The sequence below is a fragment of the Buttiauxella sp. BIGb0471 genome (assembly GCF_024807715.1).
Classification (GTDB): Bacteria; Pseudomonadota; Gammaproteobacteria; order Enterobacterales; family Enterobacteriaceae; genus Buttiauxella; species Buttiauxella agrestis.
Window position 1 is genome coordinate 24542 of sequence record NZ_JANUEU010000002.1, and the last position, 15844, is coordinate 40385.

At 52.9% G+C, this 15844-nt stretch carries 15 protein-coding genes and 1 pseudogene; 9 read left to right on the plus strand and 7 right to left on the minus strand.

The genetic code is table 11. The features are described 5' to 3' along the window. The first annotated feature begins 86 nt into the window (after nucleotides 1–86). Together M2371_RS06625 and M2371_RS06630 are read left to right on the plus strand one after the other, a co-directional pair. Nucleotides 87–668 (plus strand): sugar O-acetyltransferase, encoded by a 582-nt coding sequence (locus tag M2371_RS06625; protein WP_259267294.1) that lies wholly within the window; start codon nucleotides 87–89, stop codon nucleotides 666–668. 46 nt (nucleotides 669–714) lie between these two features. Then, the gene (locus M2371_RS06630) at nucleotides 715–2307 is read left to right on the plus strand and encodes an FAD-NAD(P)-binding protein (RefSeq protein WP_259267295.1); all 1593 of its coding nucleotides are present in this window, start codon (nucleotides 715–717) and stop codon (nucleotides 2305–2307) included. Nucleotides 2308–2394: 87 nt separating this feature from the next. Here M2371_RS06630 and celB read toward each other — a convergent pair whose 3' ends face one another. The 3 genes from celB to M2371_RS06645 form a co-directional block, all read right to left on the minus strand. Continuing rightward, nucleotides 2395–3753, minus strand: coding sequence for a PTS cellobiose transporter subunit IIC (celB, locus tag M2371_RS06635; RefSeq protein ID WP_172896160.1), 1359 nt, complete (start codon nucleotides 3751–3753; stop codon nucleotides 2395–2397). Between the two features lie 70 nt (nucleotides 3754–3823). Further along, the gene (locus M2371_RS06640; protein ID WP_259267296.1) at nucleotides 3824–5125 is read right to left on the minus strand and encodes a 6-phospho-beta-glucosidase; all 1302 of its coding nucleotides are present in this window, start codon (nucleotides 5123–5125) and stop codon (nucleotides 3824–3826) included. Nucleotides 5126–5142: 17 nt separating this feature from the next. Beyond that, entirely contained in the window at nucleotides 5143–5448 is a 306-nt protein-coding gene (locus tag M2371_RS06645) for a PTS sugar transporter subunit IIB (RefSeq protein ID WP_034493908.1), read from the minus strand. Between the two features lie 273 nt (nucleotides 5449–5721). Here M2371_RS06645 and M2371_RS06650 point away from each other — a divergent pair, with 273 nt between their 5' ends. Beyond that, the gene (locus tag M2371_RS06650) at nucleotides 5722–6807 is read left to right on the plus strand and encodes a MurR/RpiR family transcriptional regulator (protein ID WP_259267297.1); all 1086 of its coding nucleotides are present in this window, start codon (nucleotides 5722–5724) and stop codon (nucleotides 6805–6807) included. 83 nt (nucleotides 6808–6890) lie between these two features. On the opposite strand, the gene M2371_RS06655 is transcribed toward M2371_RS06650, so the two are convergent. Further along, nucleotides 6891–8111 (minus strand): amino acid deaminase, encoded by a 1221-nt coding sequence (locus tag M2371_RS06655; protein ID WP_259267298.1) that lies wholly within the window; start codon nucleotides 8109–8111, stop codon nucleotides 6891–6893. Between the two features lie 72 nt (nucleotides 8112–8183). Next, nucleotides 8184–8282 (minus strand): annotated as a pseudogene (locus tag M2371_RS06660) (hypothetical protein); the annotation flags it as partial. 31 nt (nucleotides 8283–8313) lie between these two features. Between M2371_RS06660 and M2371_RS06665 the strand changes: the two are divergent. The 5 genes from M2371_RS06665 to M2371_RS06685 all read left to right on the plus strand — a co-directional run bounded on the left by M2371_RS06665 (nucleotide 8314) and on the right by M2371_RS06685 (nucleotide 13267). Then, nucleotides 8314–9744: an amidohydrolase family protein gene (locus M2371_RS06665; protein WP_259267299.1), complete on the plus strand. Its 1431-nt coding sequence runs from the start codon at nucleotides 8314–8316 to the stop codon at nucleotides 9742–9744. A gap of 17 nt (nucleotides 9745–9761) precedes the next feature. Then, nucleotides 9762–10151 carry a RidA family protein gene (locus tag M2371_RS06670; protein WP_034493914.1) on the plus strand — a complete coding sequence of 130 codons (390 nt, stop codon included), beginning with the start codon at nucleotides 9762–9764 and terminating at the stop codon, nucleotides 10149–10151. A gap of 176 nt (nucleotides 10152–10327) precedes the next feature. Next, on the plus strand, nucleotides 10328–11818 hold the full coding sequence (locus tag M2371_RS06675; protein ID WP_259267300.1) for a sodium:solute symporter family protein: 1491 nt from the start codon (nucleotides 10328–10330) through the stop codon (nucleotides 11816–11818). After that, a complete protein-coding gene (locus M2371_RS06680) occupies nucleotides 11815–12678 on the plus strand; it encodes a 2-dehydro-3-deoxygalactonokinase (RefSeq protein WP_259267301.1) in 864 nt (287 codons plus the stop codon). Before M2371_RS06675 ends, M2371_RS06680 begins: the two co-directional genes overlap by 4 nt. Then, complete coding sequence (locus M2371_RS06685; protein ID WP_034493919.1) at nucleotides 12665–13267, plus strand: 2-dehydro-3-deoxy-6-phosphogalactonate aldolase; 603 nt, start codon at nucleotides 12665–12667, stop codon at nucleotides 13265–13267. Before M2371_RS06680 ends, M2371_RS06685 begins: the two co-directional genes overlap by 14 nt. Nucleotide 13268: 1 nt before the next feature. Here the strand turns inward: M2371_RS06685 and M2371_RS06690 are convergent, their stop codons facing one another. Further along, entirely contained in the window at nucleotides 13269–14132 is an 864-nt protein-coding gene (locus tag M2371_RS06690; RefSeq protein ID WP_172895268.1) for a MurR/RpiR family transcriptional regulator, read from the minus strand. A gap of 89 nt (nucleotides 14133–14221) precedes the next feature. Next, nucleotides 14222–14620 (minus strand): dTDP-glucose pyrophosphorylase, encoded by a 399-nt coding sequence (locus M2371_RS06695; protein ID WP_259267302.1) that lies wholly within the window; start codon nucleotides 14618–14620, stop codon nucleotides 14222–14224. A 156-nt stretch (nucleotides 14621–14776) separates the two neighbouring features. Between M2371_RS06695 and M2371_RS06700 the strand changes: the two genes are divergently transcribed. Then, nucleotides 14777–15781, plus strand: a complete 1005-nt coding sequence (locus M2371_RS06700) for a LacI family DNA-binding transcriptional regulator (protein ID WP_259267303.1) — start codon at nucleotides 14777–14779, stop codon at nucleotides 15779–15781. Nucleotides 15782–15844 lie beyond the last annotated feature (63 nt).

Below are 15844 nucleotides of genomic sequence, written 5' to 3' on the forward strand. Positions count from 1 at the left end.
CTGACAATGCTATTTACCGGGCGCGCTAATTTCATTATTTCTCTAAATGTGATTAAACAACCTCACCAACCTGTGAGGAATTTTTGATGCGCGCATTTAACAAAATGGTCAGCGGTGAAAGCTACAATATTAATGACCCGGAATTAATTGAAATTCGCTACCGAACCCGCGATAACGTGGATGAATTCAATGCGTTGAGTGCTCGCGCCGTAACGGAAAAAGATCGCCTGGTTCGCACGATATTTGGCCGCGTCGGCGAAAATGTGCATTTCGAAAAAGGGATGCGCATTGATTACGGATGCAACACGCATATCGGCAATAACGTGTTTATCAATTTCAATTTTGTTTTACTCGACTGCGCTCGCGTGACTATCGGTAATAACGTCTTTATTGCCCCGGATGTACAAATTTATACCGCACAACATCCGCTTGACCCTGAAACCCGCAATCGACATATCGGCAGCGCCCGTCCGGTCACGATTGGGAATGATGTCTGGATTGGTGGGGGCTGCATGATTTTGCCCGGTGTGACCATTGGCGATGGCTCAACGATTGGTGCGGGCAGCGTGGTGAAGCATGATATTCCCGCAGGCGTCATCGCGGCAGGGAATCCATGCCGGGTAAAACGACTTTGTGCCGCAGATAAGTTGCCAGAAATCATCGAGTGAACCTAATCTCAAAGTAGGAATTTGTGGGATAAAAGGGTGAGGATTGATGAGAAAGGTTGCCATTATCGGTGCAGGACCAACGGGGATTTATACCTTTTACTCCCTTCTTAAACATAATGAACCGCTGTCTATTGCTGTCTACGAACAGGCACGTGAAGCAGGTGTGGGCATGCCTTACAGCGATGAAGAGAATTCGCGAATGATGCTGGCCAATATCGCCAGTATCGAAATCCCGCCCATTTTTTCGAGCTACATTGACTGGCTCAGAAGCAGAAGTGAAAGCTATCTGGCTCGATATGGCGTGGAGCATTCTTCCCTGCATATCCGGCAATTTCTGCCGCGTATTTTGCTGGGGGAATATTTCCGCGACCAGTTTTTGCAGTTGGTCGAGCAAGCCAGAAAGCAGGGTTTTGATATCCAGGTGCATGAGTCTTGCCAGGTCACGGACCTTGAAGTGGCGGCAGATGGCGTCAGGTTGTGGGCGCAAAACAGCCCGGAATCAGCACTCTTTGAACATGTCGTGATTGCCACTGGCCACGTCTGGCCTGAAGAAGACCCGACGGTGCGTACTTTCTTCCCCAGTCCGTGGTCCGGGCTGATGGAAGCCAAAATCCCGGCGTGCAAAGTGGGCATTATGGGCACCTCTCTTAGCGGCATTGATGCGGCAATGGCGGTGGTGATTCAGCATGGTGATTTCATCGAAACCGACGACGAACAGATTGAATTCAGGCCAGACCAGGGATGCGAGGGGCTTAAGATTGTATTGATGTCGCGCTCGGGCATTCTGCCGGAGGCTGATTTCTACTGTCCAATTCCTTATGAACCGCTCGCTATTGTGACTGAACAGGCGATTAAACAAGAAATTGCCAACGGCGAAAATGGCCTGCTCGACCGGGTTTTTGAGCTGGTGAAGAAGGAAATTGAACACGCCGACCCTGCATGGAGTGCGCATATTTCGCTGGAAACGCTTGATGCGGATAGTTTTACCGAGGCCTGGTTTGCCGATCGCCATGAGAACGGCCCGTTTCGCTGGGCGGAGTCCAATCTGCAAGAAGTTGAACGCAACAAACGCGACCGCAAGACTGTGCCCTGGCGGTACGCCATCCTGCGTTTGCATGAAGCCGTTCAGGAAATTGTGCCGCATCTTAATGAGCGGGATAGCGAAAGATTTAATGCCGGGCTGGCACGCGTGTTTATCGATAATTATGCGGCGATCCCCTCGCAATCTATTCGCCGATTACTGGCATTGCGCGAAGCCGGAATTATCAGCATTCTCGCTCTCGGGCAGGATTATAAGCTGGACATTCAAGAGCGCCAGACGGTGATTTCGACCGATGAAAGTGTGTATGAGTTTGACGTTTTTATCGACGCGCGCGGACAGAAAGCATTAAAAACGAAAGACCTGCCGTTTCCCTCGCTACGCAAGCAACTCGAAACCACTGGCGATGACATTCCTGAGGTCGGGGACGACTACACGTTACTGGAACCTGCCAGTGTGCGGGGGCGCATTGCGTTTGGCGCGTTGCCTTATCTTATGCACGACAAGCCTTTCGTTCAGGGGCTGACGGTATCGGCAGAAATGGGGCAGGCGATGGCGAAGGCAATTTTAAAGCCCGTGAGACAGCCCACGAGCTTTTAGTAGGTCGGATAAGCGTAGCGTCATCCGGCAGCTGGCACATCTTTGGTGGCTGACGCTGTCGCTTATCCCCCCTACGAAACTATTTTACTAAGACGTAATCTGCTCAGTAACCGGCGTAACCGCCGCTTCTTTCTGTGATTTACTCGCCTGCTCTTCGCGGTATTTCAGGTTATCCCAGATGCGGAAGAACGGGTAATACATCACCAGCGAAATCCCGAGGTTCACAATTTGCAGTATCGAACCTGAAATATGCCCGCCGGTTGCAAGGTATCCGCTGACCACAATTGGCGTGGTAAACGGCAGGGCGATCCCCGCAGGTTTTGCCACCAGCCCAGTGGTCATCGCGAGGTAAGAAACAATCACCAATACCACTGGCGTCAGAATAAACGGCACCACCAGATACGGGTTCATGACGATTGGAATGCCAAACACCATCGGTTCGCTGATGTTAAACAGGCTGCCAGGGGCTGCGATTTTACCGAGCTGTTTCATCTGCGCACTGCGGCTGCGGATAAGCATAAATATCACCAGACCTAACAACGCGCCGGTGCCGCCAGGGGCAATCCACAAGTCGTAAAATTGCTGCGTGATAATGTGCGGAATCGGCAGGCCATTCTGAAACGCTTCCAGGTTTTCAGACATATTGCTCAACCAGACTGGGCGGATAAAGACCAGCACGATGGTGTCGCCGTGCAGGCCCAGCATCCACAAAATCCCAATCAGCAATACCGAGATAATCATGCCTGGCAAGGAGCCGCCGACATGGCTCATTGGAATGCCGACCAGATCGGTAATCATGGTGTTGATGTCGCCAAACGGCGTGGCTTCAACCAACAGGCGCAGCGCCAGAACCACCGCCAAAACGCAGAAACCCGGAATCAGAGCCAGGAAAGATTTTGCCACCGCAGGCGGCACGCCTTCTGGCATACGGATAACCAGGTTGCGATTGTGAATGAAGCGATAAATTTCGGTGGAGAGCAGGGCGATAATAATCGCGACGAACAGCCCCTGGCTGCCAATTTGGCCCATAGGCATCACGCCTTTCACCAGTTGTGCTGCGCCACCCGCTGCCGGAGTAAACATAATATGCTGCGGAATGGTCATCACAAACGCCACCAGCGACACGGCGCCTGCCGTTAGCGGGTCGATAGTGCGATATTTTTCTGCCAGGCGATACGCGATACCAAAGGCGGAGATAAGCGCCATGATGTCGTATGTCGCTTTAACCGGGTAGAGCACCTTTTCCTGCCACGTTGGGCCGAACAGGTTGGTCATCATCTGCCCATATCCGGGCACCGGAAGATAGGCAAAAATCAGGAAAAACGAGCCGATAAGCATAAACGGCATATTCAGAATGATACCGTCACGCACCGACAGCACGTGCTTTTGCCCGGCGATTTTAAGCGCGGTTGGCAGCACGTATTTTTCGATAATAGATTTACTCACAGACACAGACACCCCCTTTCCGGCGCAGGATTTAGCGCCGGGTATTGTTTTTATATTTGGTGAAAAGCCATTACTGATTGAACTGCGGTAACCACGCTTTGTTAATGCTTAATACTTCTTCGACCAACGTTTGTGCCAGATTGACATCAGCTACCAGCGGGTTTGCGACCAACGCCAGCAACGCTTTTTGCTTATCGCCGTGAACCGCGGCTTCTATGGTCAGGCGTTCAAAATCTTTCACTTGCTGCGTCAGGCCATTCATCAGCAGCGGCAATTTGCCAAAGGCCAGCGGATGCGCGCCCAGGGCATCAATCAGGCAATTGGTTTCGATGACTACGTCGTCCGGCAAGCCCTGAATCGCCCCGTTGTTGGCGGTGTTGACCACCATTTCAACGCCGAGATTGTTGTGCAGTGCATTGATCAATTGCACCGCGACTTCGGAATAGAACGACCCGCCGCGCTGGCTGAGTTCTTCTGGCTTTTTATCCAGATTCGGGTCGGCGTACAGCTTAAACAGCGACTCTTCTACTTTCATCACCAGCTCGGCACGCGTGCCTTTGGTGTCTGCATCTGCCAGTTCATCTTCGAGCATGGTGCGGGTTTGCCAGAAATAGCGGTGATACGGGCAGGGAATAGCCCGCAGGGCGCGCAGCAAATCCGCAGGCCACGGAATCGCTTTAATATTGTTCATGGAAAGCTGTTCGCCGTCGCACAGCATTTCGATCACTTCGTCGGTGGCATCGCGTCCGTCGGCCAACACTTTATGTACCCAAACCATATGATTCAGGCCCGCAAAACGTAGCGACACTTTGTCGTGGGGGAGTTTCAGCATATCGGCAATCATGTGATGCATAGTGACGGGCACATTACACAGGCCGATAATTTTGGCCTTGCTGTAGCGCGAAACCGCTTCGGTCACAATGCCAGCCGGATTGGTGAAGTTGATAATCCACGCGTCGGGAGCCAGGCGCTCCACGCGTTTCGCAATATCCATCATCACTGGAATGGTACGCAGTGCTTTGGCAAAACCGCCCACGCCCGTGGTTTCCTGGCCCAGCAGCTTGTGGCTTAAACCGAGGCGTTCATCGGCGGCGCGCGCGGGAAGTTGCCCGACGCGCAATTGCGTTAAGACAAAACTGGAGCCTTTTATCGCCTCGTCAGCATCAAAATGCACCGAGACTTTTACCGATTCCAGGCCATTACGATCCAGCATACGGCGGGCGAGGGCGGCGATAATATCAACTTTCTGGCGACCGGCTTCGACATCCACCAGTGCCAGTTCCGCCATTGGCAGTGAAGCATGGCGCTCAATCAAACCTTCAATCAATTCCGGGGTGTAACTGCTTCCCCCGCCAACAACGGTAATTTTCATGCTGCTCTCCGCGGGCCTCAGGCCATCAGTTGAATGGCTTTATCCAGCACGCGATCGCCGCGCATGGTGCCGTAATCCATCATGTCTATCACCGCCACAGGCAAGCCTCGCGGGGTGGAAAGTTCGGTCAGACGTTGTAATTCAAACTGCACTTGCGGGCCAAGCAGCACCACATCGGCGTGGTGAAGTTGGTTTTCAATTTCTGCCACCGGAAACGCTTCAATTTCGACGTCCATTGAACGCTTTGCCGCTTCGGCACGCATTTTCTGCACCAGCATGCTGGTGGACATTCCCGCAGCGCAACACAACATGATTTTTTTCATTACAACAATCCTCTCGTTTGAAAACATATTTCATACATTAGCCGTTTTAATTAGCATGTATGAAAATTATTTTCATGAGTGTGATCGCAGTTGGATAATTGCTCAGGCAAGGCACAGCAATGTGAAAATGTGATCTGTATAAGAAAAATGGAACTCACTGATAATTAAAACGATGAAAAGAAGCTCATCTGGCTGGATGGATTGAAAAATAATTTCAATAATTTATGATGCCTTTAACGAGCAGAAAATGCCGACATTAGGACACCTCCTGTTATGGATATTGTTTACCAACTGGTGCATGGGTTATCGGGTCTGCCCGCGCAAGAATCACGCCTTGCGCGCTTTTTCCTCGACAATTTCGCGCAGATCCCAGACGCGACGATGGAAGAGCTGGCGGCCAAAGCGGGTGTCAGCCCAGCAACATTGCAGCACTTCGCCCGGAGCATTGGCTGTGACGATATCAATGATTTTATCGGCCAGGTGCGCCACCAACAGCAGGAGAGCAGCCAGCAAACGCCAGCCGCGCCGATGCTGGGTGATGCGGCCTGGATGGATCCCAGCACTCTGCAAGCGCTGGCTAAAAATGCCGGAGTGGGTAGCGAAATACTTGAGCGTTTTTCGCACTCCATCGGGCGCGAAAGTAGCAGCGATATTCTTGGCCAGATCCGCCATCGCCTGAATGACTTCAGCCAGCAGGAATCGCGCGTCGCGCAGACCATTCTTGAAGATGTCTCGTTTGCGGCTTCTGCAACCATCGATCAACTCGCGACGGCGGCAGGCGTCAGCCCAGCTACTATCACCCGCTTTGCCCGCGCCGCTGGCTGCGACGATATTCGTGATTTGCGCATGAAACTGGCGCAGGCCAGCACGCCGGTTTCTGCGGGCGATATGCCAGCTCCGTGGCGCGAAAAACTGGGCAATGTGCAACATGCGTTAAATTCCCAGTTGTGCGAACTGCTGCCCTCGGCAATGAATCAGGCGATTGCACGGTTAAAACAGGCGAAGGCGGTGCATATTTTTAGCGCCAGCGCGGCCGATACGCCCTTTGCCAGCCTGTTGCAATATCGTCTGCTAACTCAGGGTTATCCGGCCAATATTTGCCAGGATGGAGCGATGATGAGTATCACTGCTTCGATGCTGGGGAAAGGGCAGGTGTTGGTTATTTTCGCCGGAAGTGCGCCAGAAAACTCGCTGATTGCGGCGTCGCATCAGGCGCGTCGGCTGGGGGCTGAGTTAGTGATTATCGGCCAGGAAGTGGGTGCGTTTATCCATCGCGAAGATATTCATCTGCCGCTTAAAGACACGCGCTACGGCGCGTTGTTAGTGATTGATTTGCTGTGCGAAGGGATTGATAGCTGAGTTATTGGCGCTAATCCGACCTACAAAACCAATGGCATTGTAGGTCGGATAAGCTGGCGCCATCCGACCTTTGTTCTGGCGGGTCAGAACGCCGTTTCTAAGGTTTCCAGAACCTGATAGCCATCATCCACCAGATACAGCGCTTTCCATTTGTCGAATGTCAGACACGGATGCGAGGTGCTGAAGACCAGAATATCCCCCACCTTTACATCGGCACCCGGTTTGAGTTTCAGCATCGCGTGCTGGTCCATAATTCCGGTGGTTTCGATAGTTTCAGCCGTATTTTCCAACGTTTTACCGGCACGATAATGGGCGATGGGTTGCGGTAATCCCGCATCAAAGGCGCTGTCGCGCTTGCCGAAATTCACAATCGCGCGGTCGCTCTCCGGCACCGATTGCACCATGGCGACCAGTTCCAGCGCAGAGGTTAAATCCCCACCTAAATCGCAGGCGACCCTATCGCGCGCCATTAGCTCGTCCTGCGCTTGCTGGTAAATTCCGGCATCGTGCGTGATGTAACAGCCAGGGCGAATTACCACACGGCAGTTCGCTGGTTTATCCGCTTCCAGCCAGACATTGCAGACCACGTCATACCAGACGGAACCCGCGCCGGTGAGGATAAATTCCCCGTCGACATAGTGCTCGAGTTTGCAGGCGAGCGCTGCGGCTTCGCGCAGCAGTGCTTCGACTTTTGGCTGTGGGTTTTCGCCATGCAGCACGCCTTCGTACAGCTCCAGACCGCGTAAACGTAGCGCCGGAAGGGCTGAGATTTCTTCGGCTAACGCCAGCGCTTGTTCCGCCGTGCGGCAACCGCAGCGCCCACCGGGCACGCCCAGTTCCAGCAAAATATCGAGCCGTTGGTTTTGTGCGGCAAAGAAGGCGGAAAGAGTTTTTGCGTTCTCAATGCTATCAACACAACACAGATAATCGACGTCGGGATAGTGTGCTTTGAGCTGCGAAACCAACTGCATATTCGCTTTGCCAACCAGTTGGTTAACCATCAATACGCGCTTGATTCCGCTGACCATTGCAATGCTCGCTTGCCAGGCGCTACCCACGCCAATCGCCCAGGCTCCCGCTTGCTGCTGTTGCTGGAAAATCCACGGCGTCATGGTGGTTTTGCCGTGCGGGGCCAGGGAAACGCCGCGGGTATCAGCGTAACGCTGCATCCACTGAATATTGTTCTCAAGAGCCGTTTTTTTGACAATCGCAGCGGGCAGGCAAACGTCTTCATTAAGGATGTTCGCCGGGGAAAATAGCGTGGCAGATTTGTGTGGGACGATGTTACTTTTCTGGTATTTCATAACATTATTCCTTAAGGGTTAACTTTTCTTTCAGACTTGGTATCAATTTTAAGTTGTTGATAAATTTATTAATTAACTTGATGGTGTGTTTGTGTTGAATAAAAGTATCATAAATTCATATGCATTTTGCGTAGTCTTCCACTGTTTTTTACGCTTGTAAATGGTTAACTTTAATCCAGAACACAACGGGGGTCAGGAAGCCATGAAGTTCGACTATTTGTTTAGAAATGTCACGGTCATCGACGGCAGCGGGGGCGCGCAATATCGCGCTGATGTGGCGGTGCAGGGCGAAAGGATTGCACAAATAGCGCCGTCGATTAGCGAATCGGCGCATCATGAAATCGACGGCACAGGCCGCGTGTTGGCTCCCGGTTTTATCGACGTCCACACTCACGATGACATCAACGTGATTCGTATGCCGGAGTACTTGCCGAAGATCAGCCAGGGCATCACCACGGTGATTGTCGGCAACTGCGGAATCAGCGCGGCGACGGCGACCATGAAAGGCAGTGTGCCGGACCCGATGAACTTACTCGGTGACGCGGCACAATTTATATACCCCACGGTTGCCGCCTACGCCGAGGCGGTGGAGCAGGCGAAACCCGCTGTTAACGTCGGCACGCTGATTGGTCACACCGCACTGCGCAATAACCATATGGACGATTTGTTCCGCGAAGCCACGCGTGAAGAAATTAGCGCGATGCGAGAACAGCTCCGTCTGGCCTTGCAACAAGGCGGGCTGGGATTGAGCACCGGCCTTGCCTACGCCAGCGCATTCCATTCCACTACTGAAGAAGTGATGGCGCTGGCGGAAGAACTGGCCGCGGGCAATGGGATTTACACCACTCACTTGCGCTCTGAGTTTGAACCGATTCTCGAGGCGCTCGACGAGGCGTTCCGCATTGGCCGCCACGGGAAAGTGCCGGTGGTGGTTTCGCACCATAAATGTGCCGGGGCGAAGAACTGGGGGCGCACAGTCGAAACGCTCAAATTATTCGATAAAGTTCGCCAGCAGCAGGATGTTTCCTGTGATTGTTACCCGTATTCCGCCAGCTCATCAACGCTGGATTTGAAACAAATTACCGAAGATTTCGACATCATCATTACCTGGTCGGAACCGCATCCCGAAGTCGCCGGACAGTCGCTTAAGCAAATCGCGGAAAGCTGGGAGATGACGCTGGTTGAGGCAGGGAAACGGCTGATGCCCGCCGGGGCGATTTACTACAACATGGACGAGCAGGACGTGCGACGCGTGTTGAGTTACCCGGTGACGATGGTCGGTTCTGATGGATTGCCAAACGATCCGATGCCGCATCCGCGCCTGTGGGGCGCATTCCCTCGCGTGCTCGGCCATTACAGCCGTGACGAGAAATTATTCCCATTGACGGTGGCGGTGCATAAGATGACGGGCATGTCCGCGGCACGTTTCCAGCTTGCCGAGCGCGGCCTGGTAAAATGCGGCTATTATGCTGATTTAGTGATGTTTGATCCTGATACCGTGCGCGATGTGGCGAGCTTTAGCCATCCACAGCAGCCAGCAGCAGGTATTGAAGCCGTGATGGTTAACGGTGTCATGAGCTATGGTCGGGATAAGAAAGTGATTGGGCGTGCCGGGCGTTTTTTACGTCGGTAAACAATTAAGGAGCAACAATGAGCATTAAACGTTATGGCGTCGGCGGCAGTACCGGGACGGGCGGGCAGAAACTGCCTTTTGCGAAAGCCGTAGAGGCGGGCGGGTGGCTGTATGTTTCCGGCCAGACGCCGATGAAAGATGGCGAGGTTGTCGAGGGCGGGATTATCGAGCAGTCGCGTCTGGCGATTCAGAACTGTGTAGACATCATGCAGGACGCGGGTTACACCCTCGCCGATGTGGTGCACGTAAAAGTTTTCCTCACCGATGCGCGTTATTTCCAGTCATTTAACAAAGTGTTCGCTGAATTCTTTTCTGATCATCCGCCAGCACGTGTGTGTTGCGTGGCGGATTTGGTAGTGGACTGCAAAGTGGAAGTGGATTTGACCTGTTATCGGGCGGATCGTTAAGGCCACTCTCACCCCGACCCTCTCCCCAGGAGCGGGTTAGGATGAGGGCGATAATTCCGCATCTAAAAAACTAAATTAAAAATAACGCGGCATGTTCTCAGAAACATGCCAACGGGTTTCCTGTGTCTTTTTTCAGGCGGCTAATTTCATCTTTATTATTAACCTGGAAGTGAGCCATGAATAATATGTCTTTTCTGATTTGGTTTGCGATATATGCCTGCGCGATGATTACTCTCGGCTGGTATGTCTCCCGTCACCAAAAAAATGGTGACGACTTTTTATTAGGTGGCCGTTCAATGCCATTGATTTTAACCCTCGGCTCAACCGTTGGCACCATGGTAGGCACCGGTTCAAGCGTGGGTGCGGTGGGTTTTGGCTACACCAACGGTTGGGCGGGTATGCTATATGGCCTTGGTGGCGCAGTGGGTATTTTGCTGGTGGCCTGGTTATTTGCGCCGGTGCGTAAAATGCGCTTTATGACCATGAGCGAAGAAATATCTTATTATACCGGTGGCAGTAAAATTATTAAAAATGTGGTGGCAATATTAATTTTTATTGCGTCCATTGGCTGGCTCGGTGCGCATATTTTAGGTGGCGGTTTATATCTGGCATGGGCGAGTGGTATTGATATTAATACCGCGAAAATTATTATTGCTGCGGCTTTTATTGTGTATGTCGGCATTGGTGGATATTCCGCTGTGGTGTGGATTGACACCGTTCAGTCATTAATTCTATTTATTGGCTTTATCCTGATGGCTGTTCTGGCGGTGCACCATGTTGGCGGCTGGAGCCATATTCAGCAGGCCGTTGACCCGGCAGCACAAAGTCTGTTTGCCGTTGATAAGTTAGGTATTTTACCGGCGTTCTCGCTGGCTATGGTGATTGGCGTCGGCGTGCTGGCTACCCCTTCATATCGCCAACGTATTTACTCGGCAAAATCCGTGGCAACTGTGCGCAAATCCTTTGTTATTACCGGTCTTTTATACCTCGGCTTCTCCTTCCTGCCCGCTATTATTGGTATGGCGGCGTACACCATGAACCCAGGGCTGGATAACAGTGGCTTTGCTTTCCTGTTTGCTACACAAGTGCTACCGCCATTCCTTGCGATGCTGGTGCTGATTGCCGGTATGTCAGCGAACATGTCGTCTGGCAGTTCCGACGCCATCGCCGCGGTTTCTATTATGCTGCGCGATTTGTACACCCTCATCACCGGGCATATGCCTGCACCAGACAAAGCAATCCGTATGTCACGCATCTTCCTGGTGCTGGTGATTGCCCTGGCGCTGCTGTTCGCCCTGACGTCCAACGACATCATCAGTTACATCACCAAAATGATCTCAATGATTATGTCCGGGATGTTCATCTGCTCGATTCTGGGGCGTTTCTGGACGCGCTTTAACTGGCAGGGGGCGCTGGCAGCACTGATTGGCGGGGCAGGTACCTCCATGATTTTGCTGGCAAACGAAAGCTGGATGAGTTTCTGGGGCAACCCGTGCGTGCCTTCCGTGTTGGCAAGCCTGGTGTTGTCCGTGGCGGTCACGCTGGTGACACCAGCCAGCAAAATGAGCCGCGAAGAAGCGCTGGAAATGATCACCCGCGAACGTGAAAACCAGCCGGAAGCCGTACCCGTACCATTGGGCAAACGTGCAACGGGGAACGCACGATGAATGCCGGTTATATCGCTATTGATTGGGGCTCCACGCATTTGCGCGCCTGGTTGTATCGCGATGGGCAATGCGTGGACAGCCTGCAACAGCCGCTAGGTGTGAGCCGGTTAACCGAGCAAACGCCGCGCCAGGTGTTTGAAAAGTACATTCAGCCGTGGCGCGGTGCGCAGGATATTCCTGTGATTATGGCAGGAATGATTGGCAGCGATGCGGGCTGGCAGCCCGTGCCCTATCTGGCTTGCCCGGTTTCACTGTATCAACTCAGCGCGCAGCTTTGCGAAGTGGCTGAAAACGTATGGATTGTGCCAGGGCTGAAAACCGAGCAAAACGTGATGCGCGGCGAAGAAACGCAGCTGCTGGGTGCGATGCAACTCGCTCCCGCTGATTGTTACGTGATGCCTGGCACGCACAGCAAATGGGTGCAGATTCACGAAGGTTCAGTGAGCGGTTTTACCACGGCGATGACCGGGGAATTACATCATCTGCTGATGAATCATTCGCTTATCGGCAAAGGCCTGCCAGAACAGCATGATAATGACGCTGCGTTTAATTCTGGCCTGCAATGCGGGCTGGATTCGCCATCGCTGGTGAGCCGTTTATTCGAGGCCCGCGCGTCGCGCGTCCTGGGCGATTTGCCGCCAGAGTGCGTGAGTGAATGGCTTTCGGGTTTGCTGATCGGCGCGGAAGTCGCCGCGATGAGCCATGAACTCGCCGTTAAACATGTCACGTTGGTCGGCAACGAATCGCTGTGTCGCCGCTATCACCAGGTGCTGGCGCAAGCCGGGATCACCGCTGATGAAATTGCAGGCGATGCTGCATTCCAGCAAGGCATAAGGAGCATTTTAGATGCAAGACGCTAAACTTTTGGTCGCCATTCTACGGGGCATTCACCCGCATGAAACCAGCGCCCACGTCGGCGCGCTGATTGAGGAAGGGTTCCGCTATATCGAAATCCCGCTTAACTCACCCGACTGGCAACAGAGCATTCCGCAAATGGTCAGCCTTTATGGCGAACAAGCCTGTATCGGCGCGGGAACGGTGCTGAATGTGGAGCAGGTCGATTTCCTGGCGCAAGCGGGAGCCAAACTGGTGGTTACGCCGAATACCAACCCGACGGTGATACGCCGGGCAGTCGATGCCGGAATGCTGGTGTGCGCAGGTTGCGCCACGGCAAGTGAAGCGTTTAGCGCGCTGGACGCGGGCGCTCAGTGCCTGAAAATATTCCCGTCATCGGCATTTGGCCCTGCTTATATTTCGGCGTTAAAAGCCGTGTTGCCCCCAACCGTGCCGGTGCTGGCGGTTGGCGGCGTGACGCCAGAAAATATTGGGGAATATTTACAGGCCGGTTGCGCGGGGGCAGGGCTGGGCGGAGATTTATACCGCGCCGGGCAAAGTGTTGAAACCACACGCGTTCAGGCGAAACGATTTATGGCGGCGTTTATGCTGTAACTTAATCACCTAAAGGTTGCCTGTCAGCGCCACCCCGGTGGCTATCAAGTGCCAGCTTGATACGACGCAGGCGGTCTTTTGCCTGGCTTTTATTCGCCATCGCCAGCTCAGTCGCCAGCACATCAACCATCGCTAACATCGCGTAGCGCGAGGTGCTCGGCTTAAAGATGTAGTCGTTTTCCCGCACAATCAGCGGCAGCACGATATCGGCCGTTTGCGCCAGCGGTGTTTCAGCGGGCGTGATGGCGATAACCTTTGCCCCGTACTGGCGGGCAATCGCCGCGCTTTCAATAATTTCAGGCGTATAACCCCCCAGTGAAAGCGCCAGCACGGCGTCGCCTGGGACCACGGCAGAACACATCATTCTCACCAGCAACCCATCGCTCTGGCTGACCACGGGCAGGCCTAATCGAAACAAGCGAAACTGGACTTCCTGGGCGCAAATCGTTGACCCACCGCCCATGCCTATGGCGAGGATCTGCCGGGAATTACTCAACCATTCCACTGCTTTTTTCAGCGACTCAGGATTGAGTGCGCGACGGTTAATATCCAGCACATTAATGATAGTTTCATAAATCCCCTGCACGCCTTCGAGGTCTGGCACATCCAGAATAAAGCGCTGCCCAACCGCCAGGGACTGGGCCAGTTTCACCTTCAGTTCACGCACATCCTTACAGCCAATCGCGCGCGCAAAGCGAGTAATCGACGCCTGGCTGGTCTCGGTAAGTCTTGCCATCTCTGCAATGGGCAAGGTTGCGGCGGATTGCACGTCATCAAGAATGAACTGCGCAATACGTTTTTCTGTGGCGGTCAGTTCCACAAAACGGTCAGTGATACAGGAGATAATGTCGATGGAAACAGGCATGCGCGTCCCTGAAAATGGTAAATAAATGGCTGGTACTTTGTACCATAGAACGCGTTATTTGTGGCAGACAATAGCCAGGTGTTTTTGAGTTAAACGGTCGTGAATTCCAGCGCCAGGCCAAGGAGAGTCATATTTTGCACCGAAGGCTCTCCGGTCGCTGCTATCAATGTCCCTTGAAATTTCAGCTTCTTAAATGGCCCATTGATAATGAGCCTTGCGCGCAAACTTGGCATGCTCAGAGAACTGACGGGATAGACAATTCGCCCTTTGATGGCGACAGGGATTTTTCGCAGATCGATGCGCTGGCGCACGCCAACCGTGGAGTAGAGCACGGCAACCGGTGTGACAGAGGCCAGAGGCTCTTTGCATACGCTGATAAAATCCAATAGCAGCTCAGGTTGCAGAAAATGCAGACCACCATGCGGCACGGTGACGCCAGGGATTTCAGGCATTGCAAAAGTGCGCGGGGTAAGGTTTGCATCAGTCATTTTTTCATCATCCATTAAAAGGAAAATTCAGCGAACTCGCCCACGTTCTGCCCTGGTACATCAGATAAAGGTAGACCAGTTTAATGGTATGCTCGTGCTGGTTTTGGGTTGTTGTTCACGAAGAATAAATGTTCCTTTTCTCGATATAGTGAATTTATGGCGACAATGAAAGAGGTGGCGCAGTTGGCGGGTGTGTCAACGGCGACGGTATCCCGAGTAATTAATCAAACTTCATACGTTGAACCTGTTACGCAGGAACGTGTGGAAAAAGCGATGCGTGAGCTGAACTATCGGCGCAATGCTGCGGCGTTGGCTCTCGCCAAACGCAGCGGCAACATGCTGGGGTTGCTAACCGGCAATCTTGCCGACCCATTCTTTGCAAGGCTTGCCAGAGGTGTTGAAGAAATTGCCCGACATCAGGGTTTTCGCTTGATGGTGTGCAGTGGCGGGCATCAGGCAGAACTTGAAAAGTCTGGCCTGGACTTTTTGATTAACCAGGGATGCGAAGCCATTGTTGTTCACGCCACCCGTTTGCCCGATCAAGATTTGATTCGCTACAGCGCTCATACTCCGGCCATGATTATTGTTAACCGCTACATTCCTTCGATAGCGCCACGCTGCGTATGGCTCGATAACCAAAGTGCTGCGTACAAAGCGACGCGGCATTTGTTGGAAAATGGTCATCGTTGCATTGCCTGTATTACCTCCGATTTACCGATTGATGATCGCCGGCAGCGACTGGACGGTTATCGTTCAGCACTGGCTGAATATGGAATTACGCCTGAGAAAAGCTGGGTTATTAGCGTGCCGTTTAACGAAGAAGGCGGGGAAAGCGCCGCGCGAAAGTTGCTCGACAGTGGTATTCCTTTTACTGCGGCATTTACCTTCAATGATGTGATGGCGGCCGGTATGATGCGCGCCCTTCATCAGCGTGGGATTAAGCTCCCTGAGCAATTGTCGCTGGTGGGGTTTGATGATGTCGTTCTTGCGCGTTACCTGTTCCCGGCGTTAACCACCATGCACTATCCCATTGAACGGATGGCCCGGCGTGCAGCACTGCTCGCTATTCAGTTGTATCAGCAACATACGCCGCCGCCGCGCTCATTACGCTTTGATGCCGAACTTATCGAACGAGATTCAGTGATTAAGAATCGGAAGTGAAATCAGGCCGTCAACGGCATTTTTGTGATGTATGTCGTAATTACATATGCCATGTATGCGGTT

Coding starts and splice junctions, on each gene's coding strand:
- M2371_RS06625 (WP_259267294.1), top strand. CDS start 87: ATGCGCGCATTTAACAAAATGGTCAGCGGTGAAAGCTACAATATTAAT.
- M2371_RS06630 (WP_259267295.1), top strand. CDS start 715: ATGAGAAAGGTTGCCATTATCGGTGCAGGACCAACGGGGATTTATACC.
- M2371_RS06640 (WP_259267296.1), bottom strand. CDS start 5,125: ATGAAAATTACCGTTGTTGGCGGGGGAAGCAGTTACACCCCGGAATTG.
- M2371_RS06645 (WP_034493908.1), bottom strand. CDS start 5,448: ATGAAAAAAATCATGTTGTGTTGCGCTGCGGGAATGTCCACCAGCATG.
- M2371_RS06650 (WP_259267297.1), top strand. CDS start 5,722: ATGGATATTGTTTACCAACTGGTGCATGGGTTATCGGGTCTGCCCGCG.
- M2371_RS06655 (WP_259267298.1), bottom strand. CDS start 8,111: ATGAAATACCAGAAAAGTAACATCGTCCCACACAAATCTGCCACGCTA.
- M2371_RS06665 (WP_259267299.1), top strand. CDS start 8,314: ATGAAGTTCGACTATTTGTTTAGAAATGTCACGGTCATCGACGGCAGC.
- M2371_RS06670 (WP_034493914.1), top strand. CDS start 9,762: ATGAGCATTAAACGTTATGGCGTCGGCGGCAGTACCGGGACGGGCGGG.
- M2371_RS06675 (WP_259267300.1), top strand. CDS start 10,328: ATGAATAATATGTCTTTTCTGATTTGGTTTGCGATATATGCCTGCGCG.
- M2371_RS06680 (WP_259267301.1), top strand. CDS start 11,815: ATGAATGCCGGTTATATCGCTATTGATTGGGGCTCCACGCATTTGCGC.
- M2371_RS06685 (WP_034493919.1), top strand. CDS start 12,665: ATGCAAGACGCTAAACTTTTGGTCGCCATTCTACGGGGCATTCACCCG.
- M2371_RS06690 (WP_172895268.1), bottom strand. CDS start 14,132: ATGCCTGTTTCCATCGACATTATCTCCTGTATCACTGACCGTTTTGTG.
- M2371_RS06695 (WP_259267302.1), bottom strand. CDS start 14,620: ATGACTGATGCAAACCTTACCCCGCGCACTTTTGCAATGCCTGAAATC.
- M2371_RS06700 (WP_259267303.1), top strand. CDS start 14,777: ATGGCGACAATGAAAGAGGTGGCGCAGTTGGCGGGTGTGTCAACGGCG.